Below are 23,805 nucleotides of genomic sequence, written 5' to 3'. Positions count from 1 at the left end.
ATTGATTTTTAGTCAATATTAATACCCACGGTTTTACCTCACGGATTTAATCGGGGAAACCCTGGGAATCTGCGACTTTCCCGATTCGGGTTTTCACTAAAATCCAAAGGTCACACTTAACAGCCGGAACCGTCGGCGCGTGGCGTCCAAACAGTGCATACTGGGGCCGTTTTCCATTTCCCCCATCGTTTCACCATGTTTGAATCCTCCTTGAGCGCCGCCCAGCCTGCCGGCGACCTTCCCATCGTTTTCGTGGACCTCGAGACGACCGGCGGTTCGGTAGGCGAGCACCGCATTACCGAAGTTGGCGTTGTGGAGGTGGCGCAAGGGCAGGCGACACGATGGAGCACCCTCGTCGATCCCGGCCAACCTATCCCGCCCTTTATCCAGCAGCTCACTGGTATTACGGACCAGATGGTACGCGGCGCGCCGCGCTTCGCCGAGATTGCCGCGGAACTCCATGGGCGACTCGCCGGAAAGCTCTTCGTCGCGCACAACGCGGCTTTCGACCGTGGCTTTCTGCGAGCGGAGTTCGAGCGAGCCGGTTATTCCTTCAATCCTGACGTCCTGTGCACCGTGCGCCTGTCACGGGCGCTTTTTCCGGGTGAGAAGCGCCACGGGCTCGACGCGCTGGTCGAGCGCCATGCGCTCGTACCGTCGGATCGCCATCGCGCGCTCGCCGACGCCGATCTCCTCTGGCAATTTTGGCAGCGCCTGCCGGCGCTGGTGCCCGGGGAAGCGCTGGCGTCGCAGATCGATCGTACGACGCGCCGTCACGTACTGGCCGGTGACATTACCGACGAACTCATCGACACGGCGCCGGCAGGCCACGGCGTTTATGCCTTCTATGGCGAGAACGACGTGCCGCTCTATGTGGGGCGCAGCGTGCGGGTGCGCCAGCGCGTGCGCGCGCATCTTTCGGGTGAGCGGCGCTCTTCACGCGAACACCGGATGGCGCAGCAGGTCCGCCGCGTGGAGTGGCGTGCGACAGGCGGCGAGCTTGGCGCGCTCCTCGTCGAGGCGCAGTGGATCGCCACGCTCAAGCCCTCGTTCAACCGCGTGCCGCGTGTGTCGAAGCGCGACCCCGCCGACCTTGGAGCGGCGCCCTGGCCGTTCGGCGGCGCAGTGGTCGTGCTCGAGCAGGACTCGACGAATGGCGCCGAGGTTTATCACCTGATCGATCGCTGGTGCTATATGGGCGCCTTTCCCACCACGGCCGAGGCCGTGGTGCTGGTGGACAGCAGCGCCGAGCGGGTGTTCGAACTCTCGACCTGGCGCATTCTGCAGACACACTTCGAGCGCGGCCTGCGCGTGCAGGTGCTGCAGCCTTCCGAGGCCGACGGCCTTACGAGCGCGGCATAACAACCGCGCTTAGGCGACCCCGCCGACGCCGCCCGATTCGCACACGTGCTCCAGTGCCTGATTCATCGCACTCGTGCGCGCGGAGTCATAGCGCGTGAGTTCCTTCCAGTTCGCAACCGTTCTTGCGACGCGCGCCGGGCAATCCGGTGCGCCGCGCAGCGGTTGCACGCGTGCGAGCGCGCCGATCAGTTGTCCGGTGAGTCTGTCGAGTTGGGGCCGCGTCGCCGTGGCGAGATCCGGTGCGGGGTCGCTGGGCGCCTGGGAGGCGCGCCACGTGGCGAATAGCGACTTCTGCATTTGCGTGCTGGCATCGATCTGATCGCGGAAGAACGCACGCGCAAACGCGGGATCGACGCCAGCTGCCGTGGCGCGCTTCTGCACGTCGGCGAGCAGGGCGTCTTCACGGGGCGTGTCGGTGATCGGCTTGTGATGCTGCCATTTCCAGTGCGCGACTGGTTCGGCGAGCGCCAGCCGCTGCGAAACGAGCGCGACGAGGTTGGTCAGGGCAGTGTCGTCACCGTCGGCGTGGACGGATGCGATCGGCAGGGCGAAGAGCAGCGCAGCAGCGCAACGCGCGCTCGCGCGGGTCAGCAATGTCATCGAGTGGAAGAAAGACGCCGGCAATAAAAGCCGAAGCATAGCCGGTAATGGGGCGTTTGCGTCTAATGGCGCTGAGGTCGAACCGACATGGCCGCAGCAACGCACGCCCGCGATCGAGCGCTAACCGCTACGGCGCAAGTTGCGCGCAGCATGATACGCGCGTCCCCGAACTCCGCGTGTCGATATGCACACGAACGTCTGCAGCGCGCGTGACCCCGCGAACGCGTACGTGCGCTTCCCCGTCACTTCTGTTCGTGTGCCTTGCGTTGCTCGTCAAGAAATGCCCGCACGTGAGCAGGCAATTCGTCGCCGAGAAACTCAACGGCCACCGGTTCCGGATCCGGGCTGAAGACTTGGTCCGGGGTCGGAATCCTTGGCGGTTTGGCGTCCATGATGTTTCTCCTATGTAAGCCGATTATCCGGCTCGGCACTTCTATTGCGCTAGTCCCGCTTACGGTAACAATGCTTTTCTCGCATGCATGTTGCTTTCTTCGCACAGCGATACAAATGATTAACGGCGCGGGAATATAATTGTTGAGATGTCCTTCGCACTGTCGCATGCTGCTTGAATCGCGCACGTTCCACGTGTGTCCCACATCTCCCGCGCAGTGGCTGCTGCAGTCGCACAACGCCTCAATCGGTCTTCCCCCGGCTCTGAGCACCGCGTTCGCCTGGGCGTCGTGCCGCGTTCGTGTTGTGCGACGCCGCAACCGTGGGCCGTTCCCTCCGGCTCAGCGTGCAGCCACCATTCAACTACAACGGTCGATTATGCTTAGCCGTTGACGTCGAAACGTTAATAAGAATTAAAACTATGTAAGCGGCCGTTTCTATCCGATTTGGGCGATTAATACTTTGTTGCGCGTCATTTCGCCTCGATTTAATGACCGAACGTGCGTAAATAGCCGCGCATTCGGGCGCGGCGTATTGATGCACTCCGATAATTCGTTACGTTTGGGCCTCCGGCGGTGCCGGCACGCGCTGCACCTGAGCGTGGTTCGCGGGCGTCGCGCGCACGTCCACCTGGCCGTGAATGCGTGACTGGTGGCCGTCCGCGAACATGTAGTAGGGAAACGGGTGGGCGGGCTCGGAGGCCGCGTCGAGACGCGCGACCAGTTCGGGGTCGAGCGTGAAGTCGAGCGCGCCAAGCGACTCTTCGAGTTGCGCGGCCTTGGTCGCGCCCACGATGATGCTTGCCACGCCGCGCTTCTGATACAGCCAGTTCAACGCTACCTGGGCCATGGGCCGGTTGGCCTCGTGCGCGACCCGCTCGAGCTCGGCGACGATCGCGAAATTGTGCGCCGAGAGCTTGTCGAAGCCGGGCGGCGGCTTTGCGCCCACCGTCTGCAAGCGGCCCGCACCGCTCACGCCTTCGCTTGCCTGCGACGGCCGATATTTCCCTGACAGCACGCCCATGCCGAGCGGACTCCACGGCACGAGCCCCATGCCGAGTTGCGTCGCGAGATCGGCGAATTCGTGTTCCGCGTTGCGTTCGATCAGGGAGTATTCGAGCTGCATGGCCGCTACCGGTTCGAAGCCGCGCCAGTCGGCCAGCGTCTGCGCGCGGCCCGCGTACCAGGCGGGCACGTCGGAGAGGCCCACGTAGCGGATCTTGCCCGCACGCACCGCGTCGTCCATGGCGCGCATCACCTCCTCGACGGGCGTCATGCGGTCCCACGTGTGCAGGTAATAGAGATCGATGTAGTCGGTCCCGAGGCGCTTGAGCGAGCCGTCGAGCGCACGCAGCAGATTCTTGCGATGGTTGCCGCCGGCGTTCGGATTGCCCGCTTGCGCGTTGTAGGAATACTTGGTGGCGATGACGAGCCGCTCGCGCAGACCGCGCGCGGCCGCGAAGCGCCCCACCCAGGTTTCGCTCGTGCCTTCTGTATAGAGATCTGCGGTGTCGATGAAATTGCCGCCTGCGTCGACATAGAGGTCGAAGAGTCGCTGGGCAGCGGCTTCGTCGGCGCCCCAGCCCCATTCAGTGCCGAACGTCATGGTGCCGAGGGCGATGGGGCTGACGCGCAGGCCCGAGCGGCCGAGCAGGGTATAGGTATCGAGTTTCATGGCGGTTTCCTCCAAGAGTGAGTGGCGAACGCGAGCTCATCTTGCGCTTTTCCTTTTTGTGGAAAAATCGGGTTCACCTGAAAGCACTGTGAAGCGAGGCTTCACAATGGAGGCAACATGGGCCCGGTTTCCACTCAGGCGTTCGCGCCGCCCGCCACCTCGGGTCTGGCAGGGCGCCTGCCCGCACTGCTTGCGGTGGCGGCTGTCGCCCGCCATGGCAGCTTCACGCGTGCGGCGTCCGCCGCGGGCTTCTCGACTTCGGCGCTATCGCAAACCGTACGTGCGCTCGAAGCGCAACTCGGCGTGAGGCTTTTCAATCGCACGACGCGTCGGGTCGCGCTGACCGAGGCGGGTGCGCAGTTTCTCGCGCGCGTCCAGCCCGCGCTCTCACAGATCGAGGCGGCGTTCGATGCGCTCGACGCCTCGCGCGACGCCCCGGCCGGCACGCTACGCATCAACCTGCCGCGCGTGGCGAGCGAGTTGCTCGTCATGCCGCACCTTGCGGAATTCATGTCGCGCTATCCGCAGATCAAGCTCGAACTCGCGCTTGACGACGGTTTCGCCGATCTGGTTGGTGACGGCTTCGATGCCGGCATCCGCCTGGGCGAATCGGTTGCGCCTGGCATGGTGGCGGTGCCGATCGGCGGGCCGATTCGTATCGTCGTGGTGGGCTCGCCGGAATACTTCGAGCGCCGCGCGCGGCCTGTCACCCCCGATGACCTGGCTGCGCATGATTGCCTGCACTATCGCTTCGCGACGGGCGGCGTCTACCGCTGGGAGTTCGCGCAGCCGGAGGATGCTGGGCGCGTGTTCGATGTGGTCACCGAGGGCCGCTTCGTGACGAACGATCTGCGCACGATGGTGCGCGCCGCGGAGCAGGGCGTGGGTCTGCTGCACGTCATCGAAGATTACGTGCGGGCCCCCCTGGACGAAGGCCGGCTCGTGCCGGTGCTCGAGCCGTGGGGTGCATCGTTTCCGGGTTTCTATTTGTACACGGCCGGGCGCGCGCAGTTGCCGCCAAAGCTGCGTGTATTCATCGACTTTCTGCGCGAGAAGCGTGAGGGTGCCTAAGCTCGCATGGCACGAGCTGGGGCGATGGGATGAGGTGAGCGCAGAGGTGTGCCGCAGCGCACGGAGTGCCGTGCGCCGACGCCACAAAGCAAAAAGCCCAGTCCGAAGACTGGGCTTTTTGCTTGAATCCTGGTGCCGGAAAGAGGAATCGAACCCCCGACCTTCGCATTACGAATGCGCAAAAGACTGCATTTACGGGGATGGACTGAAGTTGATCAAATTCGTTAACTGGCTGACTTATAAGAAGTTATTGGAAAATAACAACGTGCATGCGTTGATCGGGATTGACCATTTGCCATAGAATCTGCCTACACAGCGCCTACACGGCGGCAGATGCGAAGGTGAGCGGACATGGCGAAGGGCAGCAAAAAGGCAAACTTCACGGCGCAGCGGGTGGCCGCGTTCCCGTGCGAACCCGGCAGGCAGCAGTCGATCTACTGGGACGCGGAGACGCCCGGTTTGGGCGTGCGCGTGACGGTCGGATCGCGGACGTACATCTACGAAAGCCGCCTGCATGGGCGCACGCTACGTATCTCGATCGGCGCCGCTCATGCCTGGCCGCTGAAGAAGGCGCGCACCGAGGCCGCCCGCCTGCGCGTGCTGGTGGACGCGGGCACCGACCCGCGCGAGCAGGAAGCCGAGCACCGCGCTGCCGCGGAGGCCAAGCGCCAGGCGGCCCGGCGCGACGAGGTGACGGTGCGCGAAGCGTGGGCCGTCTATCTGGAACATCTGCGCACGGCAATTTCCCCGAAGACCAAGAAACCGCGCAGCGCGCGCTATCTGGCCGACCATGAGGCGCTGGCAGCGCCGGGCGGCCAGCCGCGCAAGCGCGGCAGGCAGGACGCGAAAACGGTCGCCGGCCCGCTCGCGTCACTACTGGATCTACGGCTGGCGGATCTGACTGCGCCGCGCGTGGCGGCCTGGCTCGAAGTGGAAACGGCGCAGCGGCCGACGAACGCGGCGCACGCGTACCGGCTGCTGAAAGCGTTCATTCGCTGGACCGCCGATCATGACGATTACGCAGGCATCGTGGGCGCGGACGCCTGGCAGTCGCACAAGGTCACGGGCCTGGTGCCGCAGAGCAAGGCGAAGGCGGGCGGGTCGCTGCAACGCGAGCAGCTGCGAGCATGGTTCAAGGCCGTCAAGGCGCTGGACAACCCCGTGGCAAGTGCCTATCTCCAGGCGACGCTGATCTGCGGCGCCCGCCGCGAGGAAATGGCCGCACTTCGCTGGGACGATGTGGATTTTCGCTGGGGCGGCCTGCATTTGCGCGACAAGGTGGAGACCCTGACCGGGCGTGATGTTCCGTTGCCGCCGTATCTCGCCAGCGTGCTGGCTGCACTGCCGCGTCGCAACGAATGGGTGTTCTCGTCGCCAACGGCGGAGGACGGGAAGATTGCCGAGCCGCGCTTTTCGCATAACCGCGCGCTGGCGGCGGCAGGCCTGCCGCATCTGACTATCCACGATCTGCGCCGGAGCTTCGGCACGTTGAGCGAGTGGGTGGAATGCCCCGTTGGAATCGTTGCGCAGATCCAGGGGCACGCGGCATCGGCGCTGGCCGAAAAACACTACCGCCGCCGCCCGCTGGACCTGCTGCGCGTCTGGCACACGAAGATTGAAGCGTGGATGCTGGAACAGGCCGGGATCGACTTCAAGCCGGAGGATGCGAAACAGGGCCTGCGCGCCCTGAAATAATGGGCAGCGACGCGTCCAGTTTGCGCTAGGCGCGCCGCTTGACCACCTAACCCGTCTTGCGGGAGACGAGTCTCATGGCTGCAGCCGATGATACCGCGCCGCCGTCGCGCGAAGAGATCGAGCGTTTCGAGCGGACGCGCCCGGCGCAATGGGATCGCTACTCGTGCGATCGGCCCGAACCTCTGTGGCTGCTGCTGGCGCTATCCCTCGATTGCGATCCGCACTGGTTGCAGGACGTCGAGCGCAATCCGCGCTGGCGTAACCATTACTGGGACCTGCTGGAGGCAAAGGAGCGGCGCCGACAGGTCCTCACGGAATTTGCGATTCTGCGCAATCCGGAGTTCAGGGCGCTGGAGCGGCGTCGCGTGTTGTACCAATCGGACGATCACTCACCATATATCCGCGAACTCGACAGGCGCTTTCCGGTTCCGAAGCGGATGACGGACGCGGCGGCACGCGCCGTACTGGTCCGCGCCGACGTGAAGCCGGAAACGCTGCACGTATCTGTTCCGCCTAACCACGACGCGCCTGTGCGGCCGGACCACGGCACGCCTGTGCCGCTGAAAGAGAAGCGAACATCTTGGCTTGATGTGGAGATTGAGGAAGCGCGGAAGCGCGCCGCTGTCCCCGACGACCCCCACAGCGTGTATGCCGAGTTGATGAAGCTGGCCGAAGAGGGCTACCGCACGCTGATTGGCGTCTCGGACGACGGAGACGGCATCAAGTACCAAACGCAAACTGCTGTTCGGTTTTTCACGCTCAAGAATCTGGCCGACCGGATGCGGCGCGCGAGAGCGCGCGAACGCTCGTGAGTGCGCGCGAACGCTCGTGAGTGCGCGCGAACGCTCGCGAGGCCGAGCGCATCTGGAAACCGTATCCCAACCGGTCTACCGTGGTTGTCAACCTGAATCGACAAAAAGGGGTTGCCGCCATGGTGAGTTTGAGTTTTCACGAGGCACGTGCTGCCATCGCTGCCGACTTGGCCGCCCGTGGCATCGAGCGGGGCCTGACGACTAGCGAGGCCGCGGTTGCACTTGGCCTGCAGCCGCAGACGCTTCGCAAATGGGCGTCGCAAGAAAGTGGCCCCATCCGCCCCGTTCGGGTGGGCAGGCGCCTTGCGTGGAGCGCGGCGGACGTGCGCGCGTTGCTGGCGGGAGGCACGAAATGAACGGCGACGTTCTCGTCCCTTCGCGCGCGATGCACAAGGGCGCGAGGAGGGCACCGTGAGCGGTCGGCTGATGAAATGGGCTATGGCCCTGCATCGGGACGAATTGCCCGTCCCCACAGCCCGCGCAGTCCTGATCGCTCTCGCGTGGAAGTGCGAGGGGGCACCAATCTTTGCGAGCGTCACGTATCTCGTCGACCATACGTCGCTTGATGCTCGCACTGTGCGCTCTGCACTTGCATGGCTGGAAACGCGCAAGTTCATTCGCGCGACCGGAACGCTGCATCGCAATATGAGGTATTTCGAAGTTGGACCTCTGACAGATTCGTCGGGGGTTTGTGATTCAGGATCACTAACAGAAATGCCAGAGGTCAGGCGTGTGCAATCCCTAGCAGAAGCGTCAGGGGTTGATAAGGCCAATCACTCACCGTCTTGCACGCAACCCCTGACATCCTTGCGAGCAACCCCCGACATTAACGTTCCCCGAAAAACATTGAGAAAGATTGAAAAAGGGGACGCGCCGGTGGTCATTCAGGACGAGAGCGAGCATGCCGTACCACGGGGGCGACCAAAGGAGCATGGCAGTGCCGCGTCGCGCGCGGCGGTTGCACAGTCACTGAAAATATTGCGTAGCCGCAAGGTGATCCGTTGAATGCGGCGCTCGATTCGCTGCGCTGCGCAGCCCACGACTGCCCAGGGTTCGCGAGCGTCAAGGCTGGCGGCGTGTGGATTTGCCCGCAACACGCTGCCGCGAGCGCCCATCAGTGGGCGGCAGTATCGCGGTGGTGTCGCGAGCATGTGTGGTGGCTCCGCCTCGTTCAAAGAGTGCAGGCAATGCCGCCGCACGAGTGGACGGTGGAAAGCGGGCGCTGGCAGTCCGTCGCTGCATACTGCGAGCGCCACGGCAGGTCCGATCTTGCGCCTGCGTTGCAGACGGGCGAAGCACTGCCACATCCACTTGACGAACGCGATAGCGTGCCGGTGTGGGTGAACCGCGCGCTGCGGCTGTTTTTCGAGGACTGCATGAGCTTCGCGAAAGCGTCAGACGGTACCGTGGCATCCAATAACTCGACGGCGGTCAGCTCCGCCAGCGAAGCGGTTGCGGAGGGTATGCGGGAAAGCTGAGTGGGACATAGGATCGTGGCAGCGAGTGCAAAATCGTGGAGTTGGACCGACATGACTGACTGGTGCCACACGGTGCTGCACAGCGTCGCTGCAGGTGGTGAAGCGGTATTCCAGTGCAGCGGTGTTGTTTGACGGGGCTTGACCAGAGGTGTTCATGGTGAAACTGGACGAACAGGCTAAACGGTACCTCGTGCGCTGTGCGGCCCAGTTTATGTCCCCGAGCGAAGCGGTACAGGCCGTCAAGGAAGAATTGGGAATCGAAATCTCGCGGCAACTTGCCGAGGCGTATAACCCCGGTCGGCGCATGGGCGTCAATCTTTCGGCACAACTGCGCGAACTGTTCGAGACGGCACGTCGCGAATATCTGGACGACGTTGAAAGTATCCCGATCGCCAATGAATCATGGCGGCTCCGTGAATTGCAGCGACTGTTCGATGCGGCTGTAAAACGCGAAGACGTCCAGGTGGCGCTTAGTATTTTGAAGTGTGCGTCGCTGGAGGCTGCAGACGCACGTCAGGCGAAGGAGGCACGGAAGTGGGAAAGAATGTTCGGGTGAAGCGAGCAGCGTTTGCACCGACCGATGAGCAGCGGAACAAAGTGAGATGGCTCGTGATCTGCGGCACGTTACCCGAGCAGTGTCGCCAATTCGTGACCGATCCACGCACTGGTCGCGCGATTTCGCTGACGGTGTTTCGACGCGTGTTTGCGCACGAACTGGCCACTGCGCTTCGCGACGCCAACGCGGCGGTTGCGGCAAATCTCGTACGTGTGTCGCATATGCGCGCATTGATGCGTCGGACAGCGAAGGGGGCGCGATGATGCCCACACCATGCACTAGTACTAATGTGCCTCGCACGAGCGGGGATAGGACCTTCTGGCTTCTGCCAGGAATCGCCTCCCGCACTCTGTCGGCGAACGTCCGTTGATGATCGTCGAGCCACCACTGGCTTCCTGTTTTTGATCACCGTGGCATTCCTCTTACTAAAATAACTGCCGAGGCCTCTACTTTGCAGTACATTGGCAGTACACCGCCTTGGGAGCTGCCGCGTGACACGCCTGAAGAATGAAACACTGTCGATCCGTACTTCTTGTGAAATCAAGGACTTGTTGCGGAAGGCGGCTGAACGGGAGCGGCGTTCGGTCGCGTCGATGATCGAGACCTTGATACTGGAATACGCGCAAGCCCACGGGATCAAGCAGGCCACACCGTCCTCTGCGGGCAAAGCGGGGAAGGCGTGAACAAGAAGACGCTATCCGAACGGGACATTTGCACCAAATTCATTACCCCGGCATTGGAAAATGCCGGCTGGGACATCGCCACCCAGGTGCGCGAGGAGTTTGCTCTGACCAAGGGGCGGATCATCGTGCGGGGAAAATTGCACACCCGTGGCCAGAACAAGCGCGCCGACTACGTGCTGTTCCACAAGCCCAATCTGCCCATCGCAGTGATTGAGGCCAAAGACAACAACCACAGCGTTGGTGCGGGCATGCAGCAGGCTTTGGGCTATGCTGATCTGTTGCAGGTGCCGTTCGTGTTCAGCAGCAACGGCGATGGCTTTCTGTTCCACAACCGCATCGCCAATGACGGGGTGCTCGAACGAGAAGTCTCCCTTGATGAGTTCCCCAGTTCCGAGACCTTGTGGCAGTGGTGGTCTGAACACCAGGGCCTGAGCGCTGGGCAGAGTGAAATCGTCAGCCAGGACTATTTCAGCGACGGCAGCAACAAGACGCCGCGCTATTACCAGTTGCTGGCGATCAACAAGACCATCGAGGCCATCGCCAAGGGGCAGGATCGCATCCTGCTGGTGATGGCCACCGGTACTGGCAAGACCTACACCGCTTTCCAGATCATCTGGCGGTTGTGGAAGTCGCGGGCTAAGAAACGCATCCTGTTCCTGGCCGACCGCAACATCCTGGTCGATCAGACCATGACCAACGATTTCAAGCCGTTCGGCTCGGCGATGACCAAGATTGCCAAGCGCCAAGCCAACAAGTCCTACGAGATTTATCTCTCGCTGTACCAGGCCGTGTCCGGCAACGAGGAAGAGAAGAACATCTATAAGCAGTTCAGCCCGGACTTCTTCGACCTGATCGTGATCGACGAATGCCATCGCGGCAGCGCGTCGGAAGATTCCGCCTGGCGCGACATCCTCGAATACTTCTCCAGCGCCACGCAGATTGGCATGACTGCCACGCCGAAGGAAACCAAGGACGTTTCCAACATCGACTACTTCGGCCTGCCGATTTACACCTATTCGTTGCGCGAAGGCATTGACGATGGCTTCCTCGCGCCCTACAAGGTGGTGCGCGTCGACATCGACAAGGACCTGGAGGGTTGGCGTCCACCCAAGGGTATGCTGGACAAATACGGCTACGAGATTGAAGACCGAATCTACAACCAGCGCGACTTCGACCGCAACCTGATTCTCGAACAACGCACCAAGTTGGTGGCGAAGAAGGTCAGCGATTACCTGAAAGCCAGCAACCGTTTCGACAAGACGATTGTCTTCTGCGAGAACATCGACCACGCCGAGCGCATGCGTCAGGCGTTGGTCAACGAGAACGCCGATCTGGTGGCCGAGAATGACAAATACATCGTTCGCATCACAGGCGACAGTGACGAAGGCAAGGCCGAGCTGGACAATTTCATCTTCCCGGAAAGCCGCTATCCGGTCATCGCCACCACTTCTAAGCTGATGACCACCGGGGTAGATGCGCAGACCTGCAAGCTGATCGTGCTCGACCAGCGCATCCGGTCGATGACCGAGTTCAAGCAGATCATCGGCCGAGGCACCCGCATCAACGAGGACTACGACAAGTATTGGTTCACCATCCTCGACTTCAAGCGTGCCACCGAGTTGTTCGCCGATCCGGCATTTGATGGCGACCCGGTGCAGATCTACCAGCCCGGTGGCGATGATCCCATTGTGCCGCCGGACGTCGATCCGGGCGTGCTGGCGCCAACCACGACAGCCGACGGTGGCATGGACGCGCCGTATCCGACCGATACGCAATGGCCCCATTTCGGTACACACGACCTGCCGGACGAGGACAAGTACACGGGTACGCGCCGTTACGTGGTCGCCAATGTCGAAGTGAAAGTCAGTGCCGAGCGAGTGCAGTATTTTGATCCCGACGGCAAGCTCATCACCGAATCGCTGAAGGACTACACGCGCAAGGCACTGGCGAAAGATTACAATTCGCTCGGCGACTTTCTCAAGCGCTGGAACGGCGCGAAGAAGAAGCAGGCGGTAATCGACGAACTAGCCGCGCAAGGCGTGTTCTTCGAGGCGCTAGCCGAGGAGGTCAGCCAGCAATCCGGCAAGAGTTTTGATCCCTTCGACCTGCTCTGCCATGTGGCTTGGGGGCAGCCGCCGCTGACCCGGCGCGAACGGGCCGAGCAGGTGAAAAAACGCAGCTACTTCAGCAAGTACGGTGAGCAAGCGCAGCGCGTGCTCGCCGCGCTGCTCGACAAATACGCCGACGAAGGCGTCGGTCCCATTGAGGAAACCCGCATCCTCACCATCGCGCCCTTCGACAAGATGGGTACGCCGGTGGAGCTGGTGCGCGCCTTCGGCGGCAAGCAGGCCTTCGAGCAGGCCGTCGAAGAACTCGAACAGGCGCTTTACAGCGCGTAATCGCAACAATCGGAATTCATTGAATGTCGCTTTCCTCTCTCATCAAATCCATCCAGGACATCATGCGCAAGGATGTCGGCGTGGATGGTGATGCCCAGCGTATCAGCCAGATGTGCTGGCTGCTTTTCCTGAAAATCTTGGACGACCGCGAACAGGAATGGGAACTCACTCTGCCCAATTACAAGTCGCCGCTGCAAAGCCGCTTCCGCTGGAGCAAGTGGGCGAAAGACCCGGAAGGCATTACCGGCGAAGAACTGATTGATTTTGTCAACAACGAGTTGTTCCCGGCACTCAAGGCGCTGGCCACTCGTGCTGGTGTGTCCGCACACGGGCGCGTGGTGGGTTCGGTGTTCGAGGATGCCTACAACTATATGAAGTCAGGCACGTTGCTGCGTCAGGTCATCAACACGATCGAAGAGGACGTGGATTTCAACGCCTCCGGCGACCGCCACCTGTTCAACGACATCTACGAGAAAATCCTCGCAGACCTGCAATCGGCGGGCAATGCCGGCGAGTATTACACGCCGCGTGCCGTAACCCAATTCATGGTGGATATCCTCGATCCGCAGCTCGGCGAATCCATTCTTGACCCGGCCTGTGGAACCGGTGGCTTCCTTACCTGCACCATCGAGCGTTTGCAGCAACAGGTGAAAACTCCTGCCGACAAGCAAACCTTGCAGGACAGCATCCACGGCGTGGAAAAAAAGCCGTTGCCCCACATGCTGGCAATGACCAACATGATGTTGCACGGCATCGACGTGCCCAGCAACATCCGTCACGACAATACCTTGGCGCGCCCGTTCAAAGACTACACGCCGAAGGAGCGAGTGGACGTCATCATCACCAATCCGCCGTTTGGTGGTGTGGAAGAAGATGGCATCGAGAAGAACTTCCTTGCGAAGCACCAGACCCGTGAAACCGCAGATTTGTTCATGGCACTGATCAAGCACTTGCTGAAGCACACTGGGCGCGCGGCGGTGGTGCTACCCGATGGGTTCCTGTTCGGCGAAGGCGTAAAAACAACGCTCAAGCGTGAGCTTCTGGAAGATTTCGACCTGCACACCATCGTACGCCTGCCCAAGGGCGTGTTCGCGCCGTACACCAGCATTGCCACCAATATCCTGTTCTTCGACAAGGGCGGCCCGACCAAGGACGTGTGGTTCTTCGAGCACCCGTACCCGCCGGGCTACAAGAGCTATTCGCGCAGCAAGCCGCTGACCATTGGCGAATTCGATCTGGAAAAGCGGTGGTGGGGTGACAAGGAGCGCAAGGGCCGCAAGCAGACCGAGCACGCGTGGAAGGTGAGCGCGAAAGATATCGCCGCGCGCAACTACAACCTCGACTGCAAGAACCCGCATCAAGTGGCGGTGGAACATGGCGACCCAGACGAGCTGCTCGCCGAGTACCAGTCGCTTACCAAACAGTTGCAGCTGGCGCAGGCCACGCTGAAAGCCGAATTGCTTGCCGCGCTTGCGTATGGAGAAAGCGCATGAGCGACGAGAGACAGCCGATGGGGATCGCGATGAGTGAGCTGTCGGCGTTGAACCTGGAAGCGCATTTTGACGCGGCCTTTTCCGCCCCCAGCGGCACGGCGCGCCTGCGCGAGATGATTTTGACGCTGGCGATGCAGGGCAAGCTGGTTGCGCAGGATGCCTCTGATGAACCGGCGTCTGTGCTGCTGGAGAAGATCACCGCAGAGAAGACGGCGCTGGTGAAGGCGGGGAAGATTCGCGCGCCCAAGCCGTTGCCGCCGATTGCGGATTCGGAGAAGCCTCACGCGCTGCCGAGTGGGTGGGAGTGGGCGCGGTTGGCGGACTTCGCAGATTACAACGGCAGGGACAACATTGAGCCGAGCAAGATCGCAAAGAGCACGTGGCTGCTTGATCTCGAAGATATTGAGAAAGGTACTTCTCGTATTTTGTACCGGGCCAAATACGCAGAGCGCGAGTCGAAATCCACGAAATCCATGTTCAAGGCGGGTGACGTACTGTACGGAAAGTTGCGTCCGTACTTGGACAAGGTTGTCGTAGCAGACGGGGACGGCGTTTGCACAACCGAGATCGTGCCGGTTGTTCCGAGCAAGGCTATTGCGCCTGAATATCTACGTTGGCTGCTGAAGCGTCCGGGTTTTCTGGCGCATGTGAACAGCTTGATGTATGGCGTGAAAATGCCCCGCCTGGGAACAGATGATGCAATCAACAGCGTGCATCCGTTGCCGCCGCTGGCCGAGCAGAAGCGCATTGTCGCCAAACTCGATCAGATGATGGCGCAGTGCGATGAACTGGAAAAAATCCGCGCTCGGCAGCAAGAAAAGCGCTGCGCCACCCAGGCTGCCGCCCTGCGCCAGTGGCTATCCGCCGATGACGCGCAGGTGCGAGCCCGCGCCCAGCGCTTCATTGCCGGGCATTTCGAGGAACTGCACGTTAGCCGCGAATCGGTTGCCGAACTGCGCAAGGCCATCCTGCAACTGGCGGTGATGGGGCGTTTGGTTGCGCAGAATGCTTCTGATGAACCGGCGTCAGTATTGCTGGGGATGATTGCCGCAGAGAAGGCGGCGCTGGTGAAGGCGGGGAAGATTCGCGCGCCCAAGCCGTTGCCGCCGATAGCAGAGTCCGAAAAGCCGTATGCGCTACCGAGCGGGTGGGAGTGGGTGCGGCTGCAGGATCTGCTCGCAATAGTTACCGACGGCGACCATCAGCCGCCGCCCAAAGCGATCAAAGGCATTCCGTTTCTCGTGATTGGGAACTTGAATACCGGCGCGGTGGTTTTGGATGGGTGCAGATTCGTCCCAGACAGTTACTACGAGGCATTGGATTGGGCGCGCAAGCCAACGAGCGGCGATGTGCTTTACACCGTGACAGGTTCCTTCGGAATTACGATTCCAATTGTCACCAGCGAAAAGTTCTGTGTTCAGCGCCATGTGGCGATTTTCAAAACCACATCAAGCACGCCAACTTCGTATCTAATACATTTCCTGCGCTCGGCAGAAGCACTGACGTATGCCGAGGAAATCGCAACCGGCATAGCGCAAAAAACCGTTCCACTGACCGGTTTGAGAGACATGCCAATTGCGCTGCCGCCGTTGGCCGAGCAAACGCGCATCGTCGCGAAGCTCAAGGATCTGATGGCGCTGTGTGACGCGCTGGAAAGCCGAATTGATGCAGCCGAGAGAAAGCAGAGCCAGCTGCTAGAAGCGGTGGCAGCGGCGGCGTGACGGTGGCATAGATCCGTCGCAGAAAAATGCACGGATGGTTTTGCGTACGCTGTCGTGGTGGAGGGTTATGAGCGCTGGGCAGGTTCGTCAGGGCTTGCCGCCACAGCAGTTCTCGGTCCCGCAGGCCAACAGGCCGTTCAACGTTGTGGCGTTCGCGCAGTAGACGACAAAACGCCCTTCTTGGTGACGCGGGGCGCGTGCGCCAGTACCGTCAGATGGAAGGAAAGCGACGCCGGCGCGACGCCTCACAGCGAGGCGATTTGGCCTGCAGCCGTAGTTCAATCGACTGCTACGCCAAGGGTCCACCTTGAATTCTCGACGGCGCACGCCGGTTTGCTGGGCGAACGTGATCGGAGGTCTTGTGTGCTCATCCGGCTATTTAGGGTTGGGAAGTGTCCGGGGCGCCCAGGAATCTGCGAAGAAGCGAAAAAACTCCGTGCACGTTTTCGGGCATGCGGGGCCGATCGCCGACTGTCAGTCGGCGCGGCACGCCGCGTATTGATGCGAAATGCCTACATGGTGCCTACACGAACCCAGAAAGCAAAAAGCCCGGTCGGTTAGGACTGGGCTAAGTGCTTGAATCTTTTGGTGCCGGAAAGAGGAATCGAACCCCCGACCTTCGCATTACGAATGCGCTGCTCTACCGTCTGAGCTATTCCGGCGTGCATCAGAGAAGAAAGATTATAGGAAGTTGCCGCAAACTATGCAAGCTTTTCCTCCATCTTTTTTCATTTTTTCGCGTCGAGGTGGTAGCGCGTGACGCGCTCGACCTCGTTCTTCGAGCCGAGGAAAACGGCGACGCGCTCGTGCAGGCTCTTCGGCTGGATGTCGAGAATGCGCTCTTCGCCGTTGGTCGCCATGCCGCCCGCCTGTTCGACGATGAACGACATCGGGTTCGCTTCGTACATCAGGCGCAGCTTGCCCGGCTTCGACGGGTCGCGCTTGTCGGCCGGGTACATGAAGATGCCGCCGCGGTTCAGAATGCGGTGCACGTCCGCGACCATCGAGGCGATCCAGCGCATGTTGAAGTTCTCGCCACGCGCGCCGTCCTTGCCGGCGTTCAGCTCGCCGATGTACTGCTGCACCGGCTCATACCAGTGGCGTGCGTTCGACGCATTGATCGCGTATTCGCGCGTGTCTTCCGGAATGCGCATGTTGCTTTGCGTGAGCACCCACGAGCCCAGTTCGCGATCGAGCGTGAAGCAGTTCACGCCGTGGCCGGTCGTGAGCACGAGCACCGTTTGCGGGCCGTACACGGCGTAGCCTGCCGCGACCTGCTTCGTGCCGGGCTGCAGGAACGATTCCTCGGTTGCCTGCTGGCCGTCCGGGCAGCGCAGCACCGAGAAGATCGTGCCGATCGACACGTTCACGTCGATGTTCGAAGAGCCGTCGAGCGGATCGAACACGAGCAGGTATTCGCCCTTCGGATAGTTGGCCGGGATCGGGAAGAACGTTTCCATTTCCTCCGAGGCCATCGCGGCGAGGTTGCCGCCCCACTCGTTGGCGTCGAGCAGGATTTCGTTCGAGAGGATGTCGAGGTTCTTCTGCACTTCGCCCTGGACGTTCTCGCTGCCGGCCGTGCCGAGCGCGTCACCGAGCGCGCCCTTGCTGACGTTGAAGCTGATCGCCTTGCACGCGCGCGCGACGACTTCAATCAGAAGACGCAGGTCGGCAGGCAGGTTGCGGTGCTGGCGCTGCTGCTCGATCAGGTACTTGGTGAGGGTGGTGCGACGTTGCAAAGCCATTGCAGTACTCCGGATACGCTTGGGAATAGCGCAATTCTACCCGCTCGACTGTGACCGCCCGCCGCACAGCCGCGCAAAATAAAGCGCCGGGGCGCGGCCGGGCTTGCTGGAGCGGCTTTTCACGCGGTGATGGGTCGCTTCGCGCCGCCAAAAATAATCGTGAAAAAAATGCGCAAAAAAACCGGCGCGAAGGCCGGTTCGTGGATCGCCGCGCGGCGCTGCTCAGGCGCCGCGCGCTGTGCGCCGATTCGTGCCGTTTCGTCTGATCAAGCCAGCGCTTTTTCGACGATCTCGCGTACGTCGCGCGATTTGGCTTCAGCCGCGACGCGCTCCAGCGCCGTGCGCATCGCGTCACGCAGCGCGGGCGTGAAGCGGCGCCACAGTTCGAGATTGCGGGCGAGGCGCGCCGCGACCTGCGGATTGAGGGCATCGAGCGCGATCACCTGGTCGGCCCAGAATGCGTAACCCGATCCATCGGCGGCGTGGAACTGCGCGGGGTTCGCGGCGCAGAAGCTGAAGATCAGCGAGCGTGCGCGGTTCGGGTTCTTGATGTTGAACGCCGGGTGGGCCATGAGCGCGCGCACCGTCTCGATGGTCGGGTGTTGTGCCGTGCCCCGCTGCGTGGCTTGCAGCGCGAACCACTTGTCGATCACGAGCGGCTCCTTCTCGAAGCGCACGTAGAAGTCTTCGAGCGCGCGGCGCGCGACGTCGCCTCCCGTGGCCGCCTGCGCGTTCAGCAGCGCGGACAGCGCCGCAGAACGGTCGGTCATGTTGTTCGCCGCGTCGTATTGCACCGTGGCGAGTCGCACCGCCTGTGCGGAGGCGTCGAGTTCCGAGAGATACGAGAGCGCGAGGTTCTTCAACCCGCGGTGTCCAGCGGCCTCGGGCGTCGGCTCGTACGCGCCCGGCGTGACATTGCGCTCATAGGCCGCGAGCCATTCGCCTTGCAGCGCCGTTGCCAGTTGCTTGCGCACGAACTGGCGCGCGGCATGCACGGCGGCCGGATCGGATTCGGCCATCTGCTCGGCGAGATACGTTTCCGAAGGCAGCATGAGCGCGAGCTCGCGGAACGACGGCGAGAGCGATTCGTCGGTCAGCACGCGGCGGAATGCATCGACGAGCGCGTCGTTGATTTCGAGCGGGTGGCCCACGGCGGCGCGCCCGGCAAGCGCAAGCAGTTCGCGCGTGGCGAGGCGTTGGCCCGCTTCCCAGCGGTTGAACGCATCGCTGTCGTGCGCGAGCAGGAACGCGAGTTCGTCGTTGCCGTAGTCGTAGTCGACGATGACAGGTGCCGAGAAGTTGCGCAGCAGCGAGGGCAGGGGCTTGGCCATCACATCGGCGAACGTGAAGGTCTGCTGCGTGTCGGTCAGCTCCAGCACGCGCGTCGTGCCGTGCGCGGCGGCTTCGCCTTCGAGGCGCAGCGGCAGGTCCGCGCCGTCCGGGCCGATCAGGCCGATCGCAAACGGAATGTGCAGCGGACCCTTTTGCGTTTCGCGCGCGGCGGGCGAGCCGTTGGCGTAGCCCTGGGTGAGCGTCACGCTGTAGCAGCGCGTGCCTTCGTCATAGCTCGTGCTCACGCTCACGCGCGGCGTGCCCGCCTGGCAGTACCAGCGTTCGAACTGCGCGAGGTCGCGGCCATTCGCGTCGGCCATGGCGTGGCGGAAGTCGTCGCAGGTCACGGCCTGGCCGTCGTGGCGCTGGAAGTACAGGTCCATGCCTTTACGGAAGCCGTCGCGTCCGAGCAGCGTTTGATACATCCGCACGACTTCCGCGCCTTTTTCGTAGACGGTCATCGTGTAGAAGTTGTTGATCTCGACGTAGCTCTCGGGGCGCACCGGATGCGCCATCGGGCCTGCGTCTTCGGCGAACTGCATCTGGCGCAGCACGCGCACGTCTTCGATGCGTTTGGTCGCGCGCGCCGCTTCGTTCTCGTCGCCGCCCGACATCGCCGCCGAGAACTCCTGGTCGCGGAACACCGTGAGGCCTTCCTTCAGGCTCAGCTGGAACCAGTCGCGGCAGGTCACGCGGTTGCCGGTCCAGTTGTGGAAGTACTCGTGACCGACCACGGCCTCGATGTTGGCGAAGTCGACATCGGTGGCCGTTTCCGGATTCGCGAGCACGTACTTCGTATTGAAGATGTTGAGCCCCTTATTCTCCATCGCGCCCATGTTGAAGTCGCTCACGGCGACGATCATGAAGCGGTCCAGATCGAGTTCGAGGCCAAAGCGCTGCTCGTCCCAGTGGATCGAGTGGATGAGCGAGGCCATGGCGTGGCGCGTCTTGTCGAGATCGTGCGGCTCGACCCAGACCTGCAGCAGCTTTTCCTTGCCCGAACCGCTCTGGATGCGCTCCTCCAGCGCCACGAGCTTGCCCGCGACGAGCGCGAACAGGTAGCTCGGCTTGCGGAACGGGTCTTCCCATTTCGCATAGTGACGGCCATCGGCCAACTCGCCTTCGGCGATCAGATTGCCGTTCGAGAGCAGCACCGGGTAGGCGATCTTGTCTGCGCGCAGCGTGACCGTGAAGGTCGCCATCACGTCGGGTCGGTCGAGGAACCAGGTGATGCGGCGGAAACCTTCGGCCTCGCACTGCGTGAAGAAGTTGCCGCTCGACACGTACAGGCCCGAGAGCGTGGTGTTGGCGGCGGGCGCGCACGCGCCGGTGAGCGTGAGCTCGAAGGCCTCTGGCACGTTCTCGATCGTGAGCCCGTGTTCGTGCGCGCGCACATACGCGTAAGGCTTGCCGTCGATCGCCGCGCCGATGAATTCGAGCTGCTCGCCCATGAGTTCGAGATGCGCGCTGGGTTGCGCGTCGGGATTGCGACGCACGCGCAAGGTGCTTCTGACGATCGTGCGCTCGGGCACGAGGTCGAATTCGAGGTCGACGGTATCGATCAGAAACGCGGGCGGCGCGTAGTCTTCGCGGCGGATCACGGTGGGCGTGGCGGTATCGGACATGGTCTGGATGGGGGCGTGTCGGATCGGTGTGGATCGCTCGGTGTGGATCGAATGGGCCGGCCGCGGCGGCGGGTGCGCCCGACGGGCGCTGCCTGCCGTCGCGGGAGCGCGGCGGATCGCCCCATTGTACAAAGGCTCGGGCCGCTTTGTCCGTCGGGGCCCGGCCTCCGAACTTTCGCGCTGCGCCACGAGTGAGTATGATCAGGCCCTGCCGCGCGGCTGGCTGAGCGCAAAACAAGACACGACCGGCGTGGAATCCACACGTAACGGACACGGAATAAGCGCGGCGCAAAGATCGTATCGGAGAGAGCGGCCCCCACGACTGCACTTTTCCAACTGAAGCAACACTGCTACGAGAAGACCATGATGCACGACAGATGGACCCGCCGCGCCCTCCTGATGCTGGCGGCGCTCGCCCTCACGCTCTCCGGCTGCACGACTTACGTGACGAGCCAGGTGACCGCCTTCTCCGCATGGGACGGCGGCAGCGACGCCACGCGCACCTTTGCGTTCAAACGCAGCCCCGAGCAAAGCCAGAGCATCGAGCAGAGCACCTACGAGCAGTTCGTGGCCAACGGGCTCGCCATGCATGCGTTCCGCCTCGTGGCCGAGCCGCAGGCGCGCTATCTGGTGGGTCTCGCCTACGGCAGCCGCACCGACACGGTGACGGTCGCGCAGCCCGTGTTCTACAACCCCTGGCCGGGCCCGTACTGGGGACCGTGGAACCCGTGGGGCGCGTGGGGACCGTATCAGCCCGCCTACGTGAACCAGAGCTATCCGGTGTATTCGCATGCGCTCGGCATCCGCATCACGGAAAAGGCGAGCGGCAAGGAGGTCTATAACGTGCAGGCGCGCACCTCGGGCGACGATCCCTCGCTCGTGCGCGTGATGCCCTTTCTCGTGCAGAGCGCGCTGGGGAATTTCCCGCTGGCCAACGGCACGGTCACGGAAGTCAAGATCCCGGTCGGCAAGAACGGCGGCGCGCCGAATGAAGCACCTGCGGCCCCGGCGGGCGCGGGGCAGGGCGGTGCGGCCGCGACGGGCAGCGCGCCGGCGGAATAGGCAAGCATCGTCGTGCCCGCCCACCTGGCGACGCGCCGGCCTTGTGTCCGGCGCGTTTTTTTACGCCATTTGCCGCAGCACGTCAGAACCCCACGCCCAGAATCGCGAGCACGCCGAGTACGACGAACAGCACCGCCGCAACGGCATGCACGAGTTTCGTCGGCAACTTGTGGGCGAAACGGTCGCCGAGCAGGATCGCGGGCACGTTGGCGATCATCATGCCGAGCGTCGTGCCAGCCACGACGCCGAAGAAGTCGTGAAAGCGCGCGGCAAGCGCCACGGTCGCGATTTGCGTTTTGTCGCCCATTTCCGCGAGAAAGAAGGTCACCACCGTGGCGCCGAACACGCCGAGCTGCGAGCGATTCACATTCGCCTCGCCTTCTTCGAGCTTGTCCGGTACGAGGATCCAGAGCCCCATGGCGACGAACGAGGCGGCGAGCGCCCAGCGCATGACGCCCGGCGTGACGAGCGCGCCGAGCCACGTGCCGAGCGCGCCCGCGCCCGAGTGATTGACGAGCGTGGCGACGAGCACGCCGAAGATGATCGGCAGCGGTCTGCGGTAGCGCGCCGCGAGCACGAGCGAGAGCAACTGCGTCTTGTCGCCGATTTCGGCGAGCGCGACCGCGCCGGTCGAGACCAGAAAGGCTTGGTTCACGTTGCGATGAGGCGGTACGACTCCCCACGGAGGCGCATAGTATGGCGCTTTTTCCCGCAACCCGCGCGGGGCGGGGCTTTCAGCGGCGCGCGCCGTCGCGGCTGTGCACGCGTTTGCCTGCCGCGTAGGTCTCGAACACAGCACGGTCGTCGCCGAGCAGGGCGAGCGCGAACAGCAATTCCTCCAGCGATTCGGCGCGCGCCGTGCGCCGCGCGAGCAGCGGCGTGGCCTGCGCATCGAACACGACGAAGTCGGCTTCGCTGCCGGGCGCGAGCGTACCGATCTTGTCGGCGAGATCGAGCGCCTGCGCCGCGCCCGCTGTGGCGAGCCAGAACATGCGCGTCGCCGTGAGGTGGTGGCCGCCCATGCGCGCGACCTTGTGCGCCTCGTTCATGGTTTGCAGCATGGAGAACGAGGTGCCCCCGCCCACGTCGGTGGCGAGCGTCACGGGCATCGACGATTCGCCCGCCTTGTCGAAGTCGAACAAGCCACTGCCGAGGAACAGGTTCGAGGTCGGGCAGTGTGCGGCGACGGCGCCCGTATGCGCCATGCGGCGGCGGTCTTCGTCGTCGAGCCAGATGCAGTGGCCGTACACCGCCCGCTTGCGCAGGAGTCCGTAGTGATCGTACACGTCGAGGTAACTGCGATGGCCAGGGAACAGTTCCTTGACCCACTTCACCTCGTCCAGGTTCTCGGCCACGTGGCTCTGGATGAAGATGTCGCCATGCGCCTTCGCGAGCGCGCCGCACGCTTCGAGCTGCGCCTCGGTCGAAGTGGGCGCGAAGCGCGGTGTGAGCGCGTACATCTGGCGCCCGCGGTTGTGCCAGCGCCCGATCAGCTCGGCGCTGTCGTCGTAGCCCGTTTGCGGCGTGTCGCGCAGAAACTCGGGGCAGTGGCGGTCCATCAGCACCTTGCCCGCGACCATGCGCAGGTTCTTCCCTTCGCTCGCGGTAAAGAGCGCGTCGGCGGACTGTTTGTGCACGGTGCAGTACACGAGCGCCGTGGTCGTGCCGCAGGCGAGCAGCTCGTCGACGAAAAAGCGCGCCGTGTCCTGAGCCACCGCCTCGTTTTCGAAGCCGCGCTCGGTCGGGAAGGTGTACGTGTTCAGCCACGGCAGCAGACCCGGCGCGGGCGAGGCGATCATGTCCGTCTGCGGATAGTGGATGTGCGTGTCGATGAAGCCTGGCACGATCAGCTTGTCGCGCAGATTGTGGACCGTCGCGCTTTCATTGACGCGCGACTTGAGCGCGGACCACGCGCCCGAGGCGACCACGTGGCCGTCTTCGACGATCACGACGCCGTCTTCGTCAAAGACAGCGGCGGCGGACGATTGCGCAGGGTCGCCGGTGAACGTCAACAGTTTTGCGCGGTAAGCCGATTGAGTCATGGGAACTTCGTCTCCGATAAATTCAGGTATTCGTCCAATGCATGCCCCGCATGACGCATGCCGCT

At 62.8% G+C, this 23,805-nt stretch carries 20 protein-coding genes, 1 tRNA gene and 1 pseudogene; 13 read left to right on the top strand and 9 right to left on the bottom strand.

What is annotated here, in order from left to right; translation table 11 throughout:
* Positions 1-195 precede the first annotated feature (195 nt).
* Positions 196-1,362: an exonuclease domain-containing protein gene (locus M3I56_RS00395; RefSeq protein WP_254352010.1), complete on the top strand. Its 1,167-nt coding sequence runs from the start codon at positions 196-198 to the stop codon at positions 1,360-1,362.
* Between the two features lie 9 nt (positions 1,363-1,371).
* Here the strand turns inward: M3I56_RS00395 and M3I56_RS00390 are convergent, their stop codons facing one another.
* The 3 genes from M3I56_RS00390 to M3I56_RS00380 all read right to left on the bottom strand — a co-directional run bounded on the left by M3I56_RS00390 (position 1,372) and on the right by M3I56_RS00380 (position 4,026).
* Positions 1,372-1,962, bottom strand: a complete 591-nt coding sequence (locus M3I56_RS00390) for a chorismate mutase (RefSeq protein ID WP_254352009.1) — start codon at positions 1,960-1,962, stop codon at positions 1,372-1,374.
* 242 nt (positions 1,963-2,204) lie between these two features.
* Positions 2,205-2,354 carry a hypothetical protein gene (locus tag M3I56_RS00385; protein ID WP_027795377.1) on the bottom strand — a complete coding sequence of 50 codons (150 nt, stop codon included), beginning with the start codon at positions 2,352-2,354 and terminating at the stop codon, positions 2,205-2,207.
* Between the two features lie 553 nt (positions 2,355-2,907).
* Entirely contained in the window at positions 2,908-4,026 is a 1,119-nt protein-coding gene (locus tag M3I56_RS00380; RefSeq protein WP_254352008.1) for an aldo/keto reductase, read from the bottom strand.
* 117 nt (positions 4,027-4,143) lie between these two features.
* Between M3I56_RS00380 and M3I56_RS00375 the strand changes: the two genes are divergently transcribed.
* The 11 genes from M3I56_RS00375 (at position 4,144) to M3I56_RS00325 (ending at position 15,934) form a co-directional block, all read left to right on the top strand.
* The gene (locus M3I56_RS00375; RefSeq protein ID WP_254352007.1) at positions 4,144-5,097 is read left to right on the top strand and encodes a LysR family transcriptional regulator; all 954 of its coding nucleotides are present in this window, start codon (positions 4,144-4,146) and stop codon (positions 5,095-5,097) included.
* 351 nt (positions 5,098-5,448) lie between these two features.
* Positions 5,449-6,792 carry an integrase family protein gene (locus M3I56_RS00370; protein WP_254352006.1) on the top strand — a complete coding sequence of 448 codons (1,344 nt, stop codon included), beginning with the start codon at positions 5,449-5,451 and terminating at the stop codon, positions 6,790-6,792.
* Between the two features lie 74 nt (positions 6,793-6,866).
* Positions 6,867-7,604, top strand: coding sequence for a hypothetical protein (locus tag M3I56_RS00365; protein ID WP_254352005.1), 738 nt, complete (start codon positions 6,867-6,869; stop codon positions 7,602-7,604).
* A 119-nt stretch (positions 7,605-7,723) separates the two neighbouring features.
* A complete protein-coding gene (locus tag M3I56_RS00360) occupies positions 7,724-7,960 on the top strand; it encodes a helix-turn-helix domain-containing protein (protein ID WP_254352333.1) in 237 nt (78 codons plus the stop codon).
* Positions 7,961-8,015: 55 nt separating this feature from the next.
* Positions 8,016-8,609, top strand: coding sequence for a helix-turn-helix domain-containing protein (locus M3I56_RS00355; protein WP_254352004.1), 594 nt, complete (start codon positions 8,016-8,018; stop codon positions 8,607-8,609).
* A gap of 182 nt (positions 8,610-8,791) precedes the next feature.
* Positions 8,792-9,082, top strand: a complete 291-nt coding sequence (locus M3I56_RS00350) for a hypothetical protein (protein WP_254352003.1) — start codon at positions 8,792-8,794, stop codon at positions 9,080-9,082.
* Positions 9,083-9,236: 154 nt separating this feature from the next.
* Positions 9,237-9,638: a DUF2280 domain-containing protein gene (locus M3I56_RS00345; protein ID WP_254352002.1), complete on the top strand. Its 402-nt coding sequence runs from the start codon at positions 9,237-9,239 to the stop codon at positions 9,636-9,638.
* 491 nt (positions 9,639-10,129) lie between these two features.
* Complete coding sequence (locus tag M3I56_RS00340) at positions 10,130-10,321, top strand: hypothetical protein (protein WP_254352001.1); 192 nt, start codon at positions 10,130-10,132, stop codon at positions 10,319-10,321.
* Positions 10,318-12,720 (top strand): EcoAI/FtnUII family type I restriction enzme subunit R, encoded by a 2,403-nt coding sequence (gene hsdR, locus M3I56_RS00335; protein ID WP_254352000.1) that lies wholly within the window; start codon positions 10,318-10,320, stop codon positions 12,718-12,720. Before M3I56_RS00340 ends, hsdR begins: the two co-directional genes overlap by 4 nt.
* A gap of 23 nt (positions 12,721-12,743) precedes the next feature.
* Positions 12,744-14,213: a class I SAM-dependent DNA methyltransferase gene (locus tag M3I56_RS00330; RefSeq protein WP_254351999.1), complete on the top strand. Its 1,470-nt coding sequence runs from the start codon at positions 12,744-12,746 to the stop codon at positions 14,211-14,213.
* The gene (locus tag M3I56_RS00325) at positions 14,210-15,934 is read left to right on the top strand and encodes a restriction endonuclease subunit S (RefSeq protein ID WP_254351998.1); all 1,725 of its coding nucleotides are present in this window, start codon (positions 14,210-14,212) and stop codon (positions 15,932-15,934) included. The genes M3I56_RS00330 and M3I56_RS00325 overlap by 4 nt, the downstream gene beginning before the upstream one ends.
* Positions 15,935-16,021: 87 nt before the next feature.
* Here M3I56_RS00325 and M3I56_RS00320 read toward each other — a convergent pair.
* The 4 genes and pseudogenes from M3I56_RS00320 to pepN form a co-directional block, all read right to left on the bottom strand.
* Positions 16,022-16,176, bottom strand: a pseudogene (locus tag M3I56_RS00320) (transcriptional regulator); the annotation flags it as partial.
* Between the two features lie 344 nt (positions 16,177-16,520).
* Positions 16,521-16,596: transfer RNA gene (locus M3I56_RS00315), tRNA-Thr, on the bottom strand.
* Positions 16,597-16,662: 66 nt separating this feature from the next.
* Positions 16,663-17,679: a class 1 fructose-bisphosphatase gene (locus tag M3I56_RS00310; protein ID WP_254351997.1), complete on the bottom strand. Its 1,017-nt coding sequence runs from the start codon at positions 17,677-17,679 to the stop codon at positions 16,663-16,665.
* Between the two features lie 266 nt (positions 17,680-17,945).
* Complete coding sequence (gene pepN / locus M3I56_RS00305) at positions 17,946-20,636, bottom strand: aminopeptidase N (protein ID WP_254351996.1); 2,691 nt, start codon at positions 20,634-20,636, stop codon at positions 17,946-17,948.
* 363 nt (positions 20,637-20,999) lie between these two features.
* Between pepN and M3I56_RS00300 the strand changes: the two genes are divergently transcribed.
* Positions 21,000-21,698, top strand: a complete 699-nt coding sequence (locus M3I56_RS00300) for a DUF4136 domain-containing protein (protein WP_254351995.1) — start codon at positions 21,000-21,002, stop codon at positions 21,696-21,698.
* 82 nt (positions 21,699-21,780) lie between these two features.
* Here M3I56_RS00300 and M3I56_RS00295 read toward each other — a convergent pair whose 3' ends face one another.
* Together M3I56_RS00295 and guaD are read right to left on the bottom strand one after the other, a co-directional pair.
* A complete protein-coding gene (locus M3I56_RS00295; protein ID WP_254351994.1) occupies positions 21,781-22,353 on the bottom strand; it encodes a TMEM165/GDT1 family protein in 573 nt (190 codons plus the stop codon).
* Between the two features lie 79 nt (positions 22,354-22,432).
* Positions 22,433-23,740: a guanine deaminase gene (gene guaD / locus M3I56_RS00290; protein WP_254351993.1), complete on the bottom strand. Its 1,308-nt coding sequence runs from the start codon at positions 23,738-23,740 to the stop codon at positions 22,433-22,435.
* Positions 23,741-23,805: the final 65 nt, after the last annotated feature.

Source organism: Paraburkholderia sp. CNPSo 3281 (assembly GCF_024206515.1).
Lineage (GTDB): Bacteria > Pseudomonadota > Gammaproteobacteria > Burkholderiales > Burkholderiaceae > Paraburkholderia > Paraburkholderia nodosa.
This window is presented reverse-complemented; position numbering and strand designations above follow the sequence as displayed.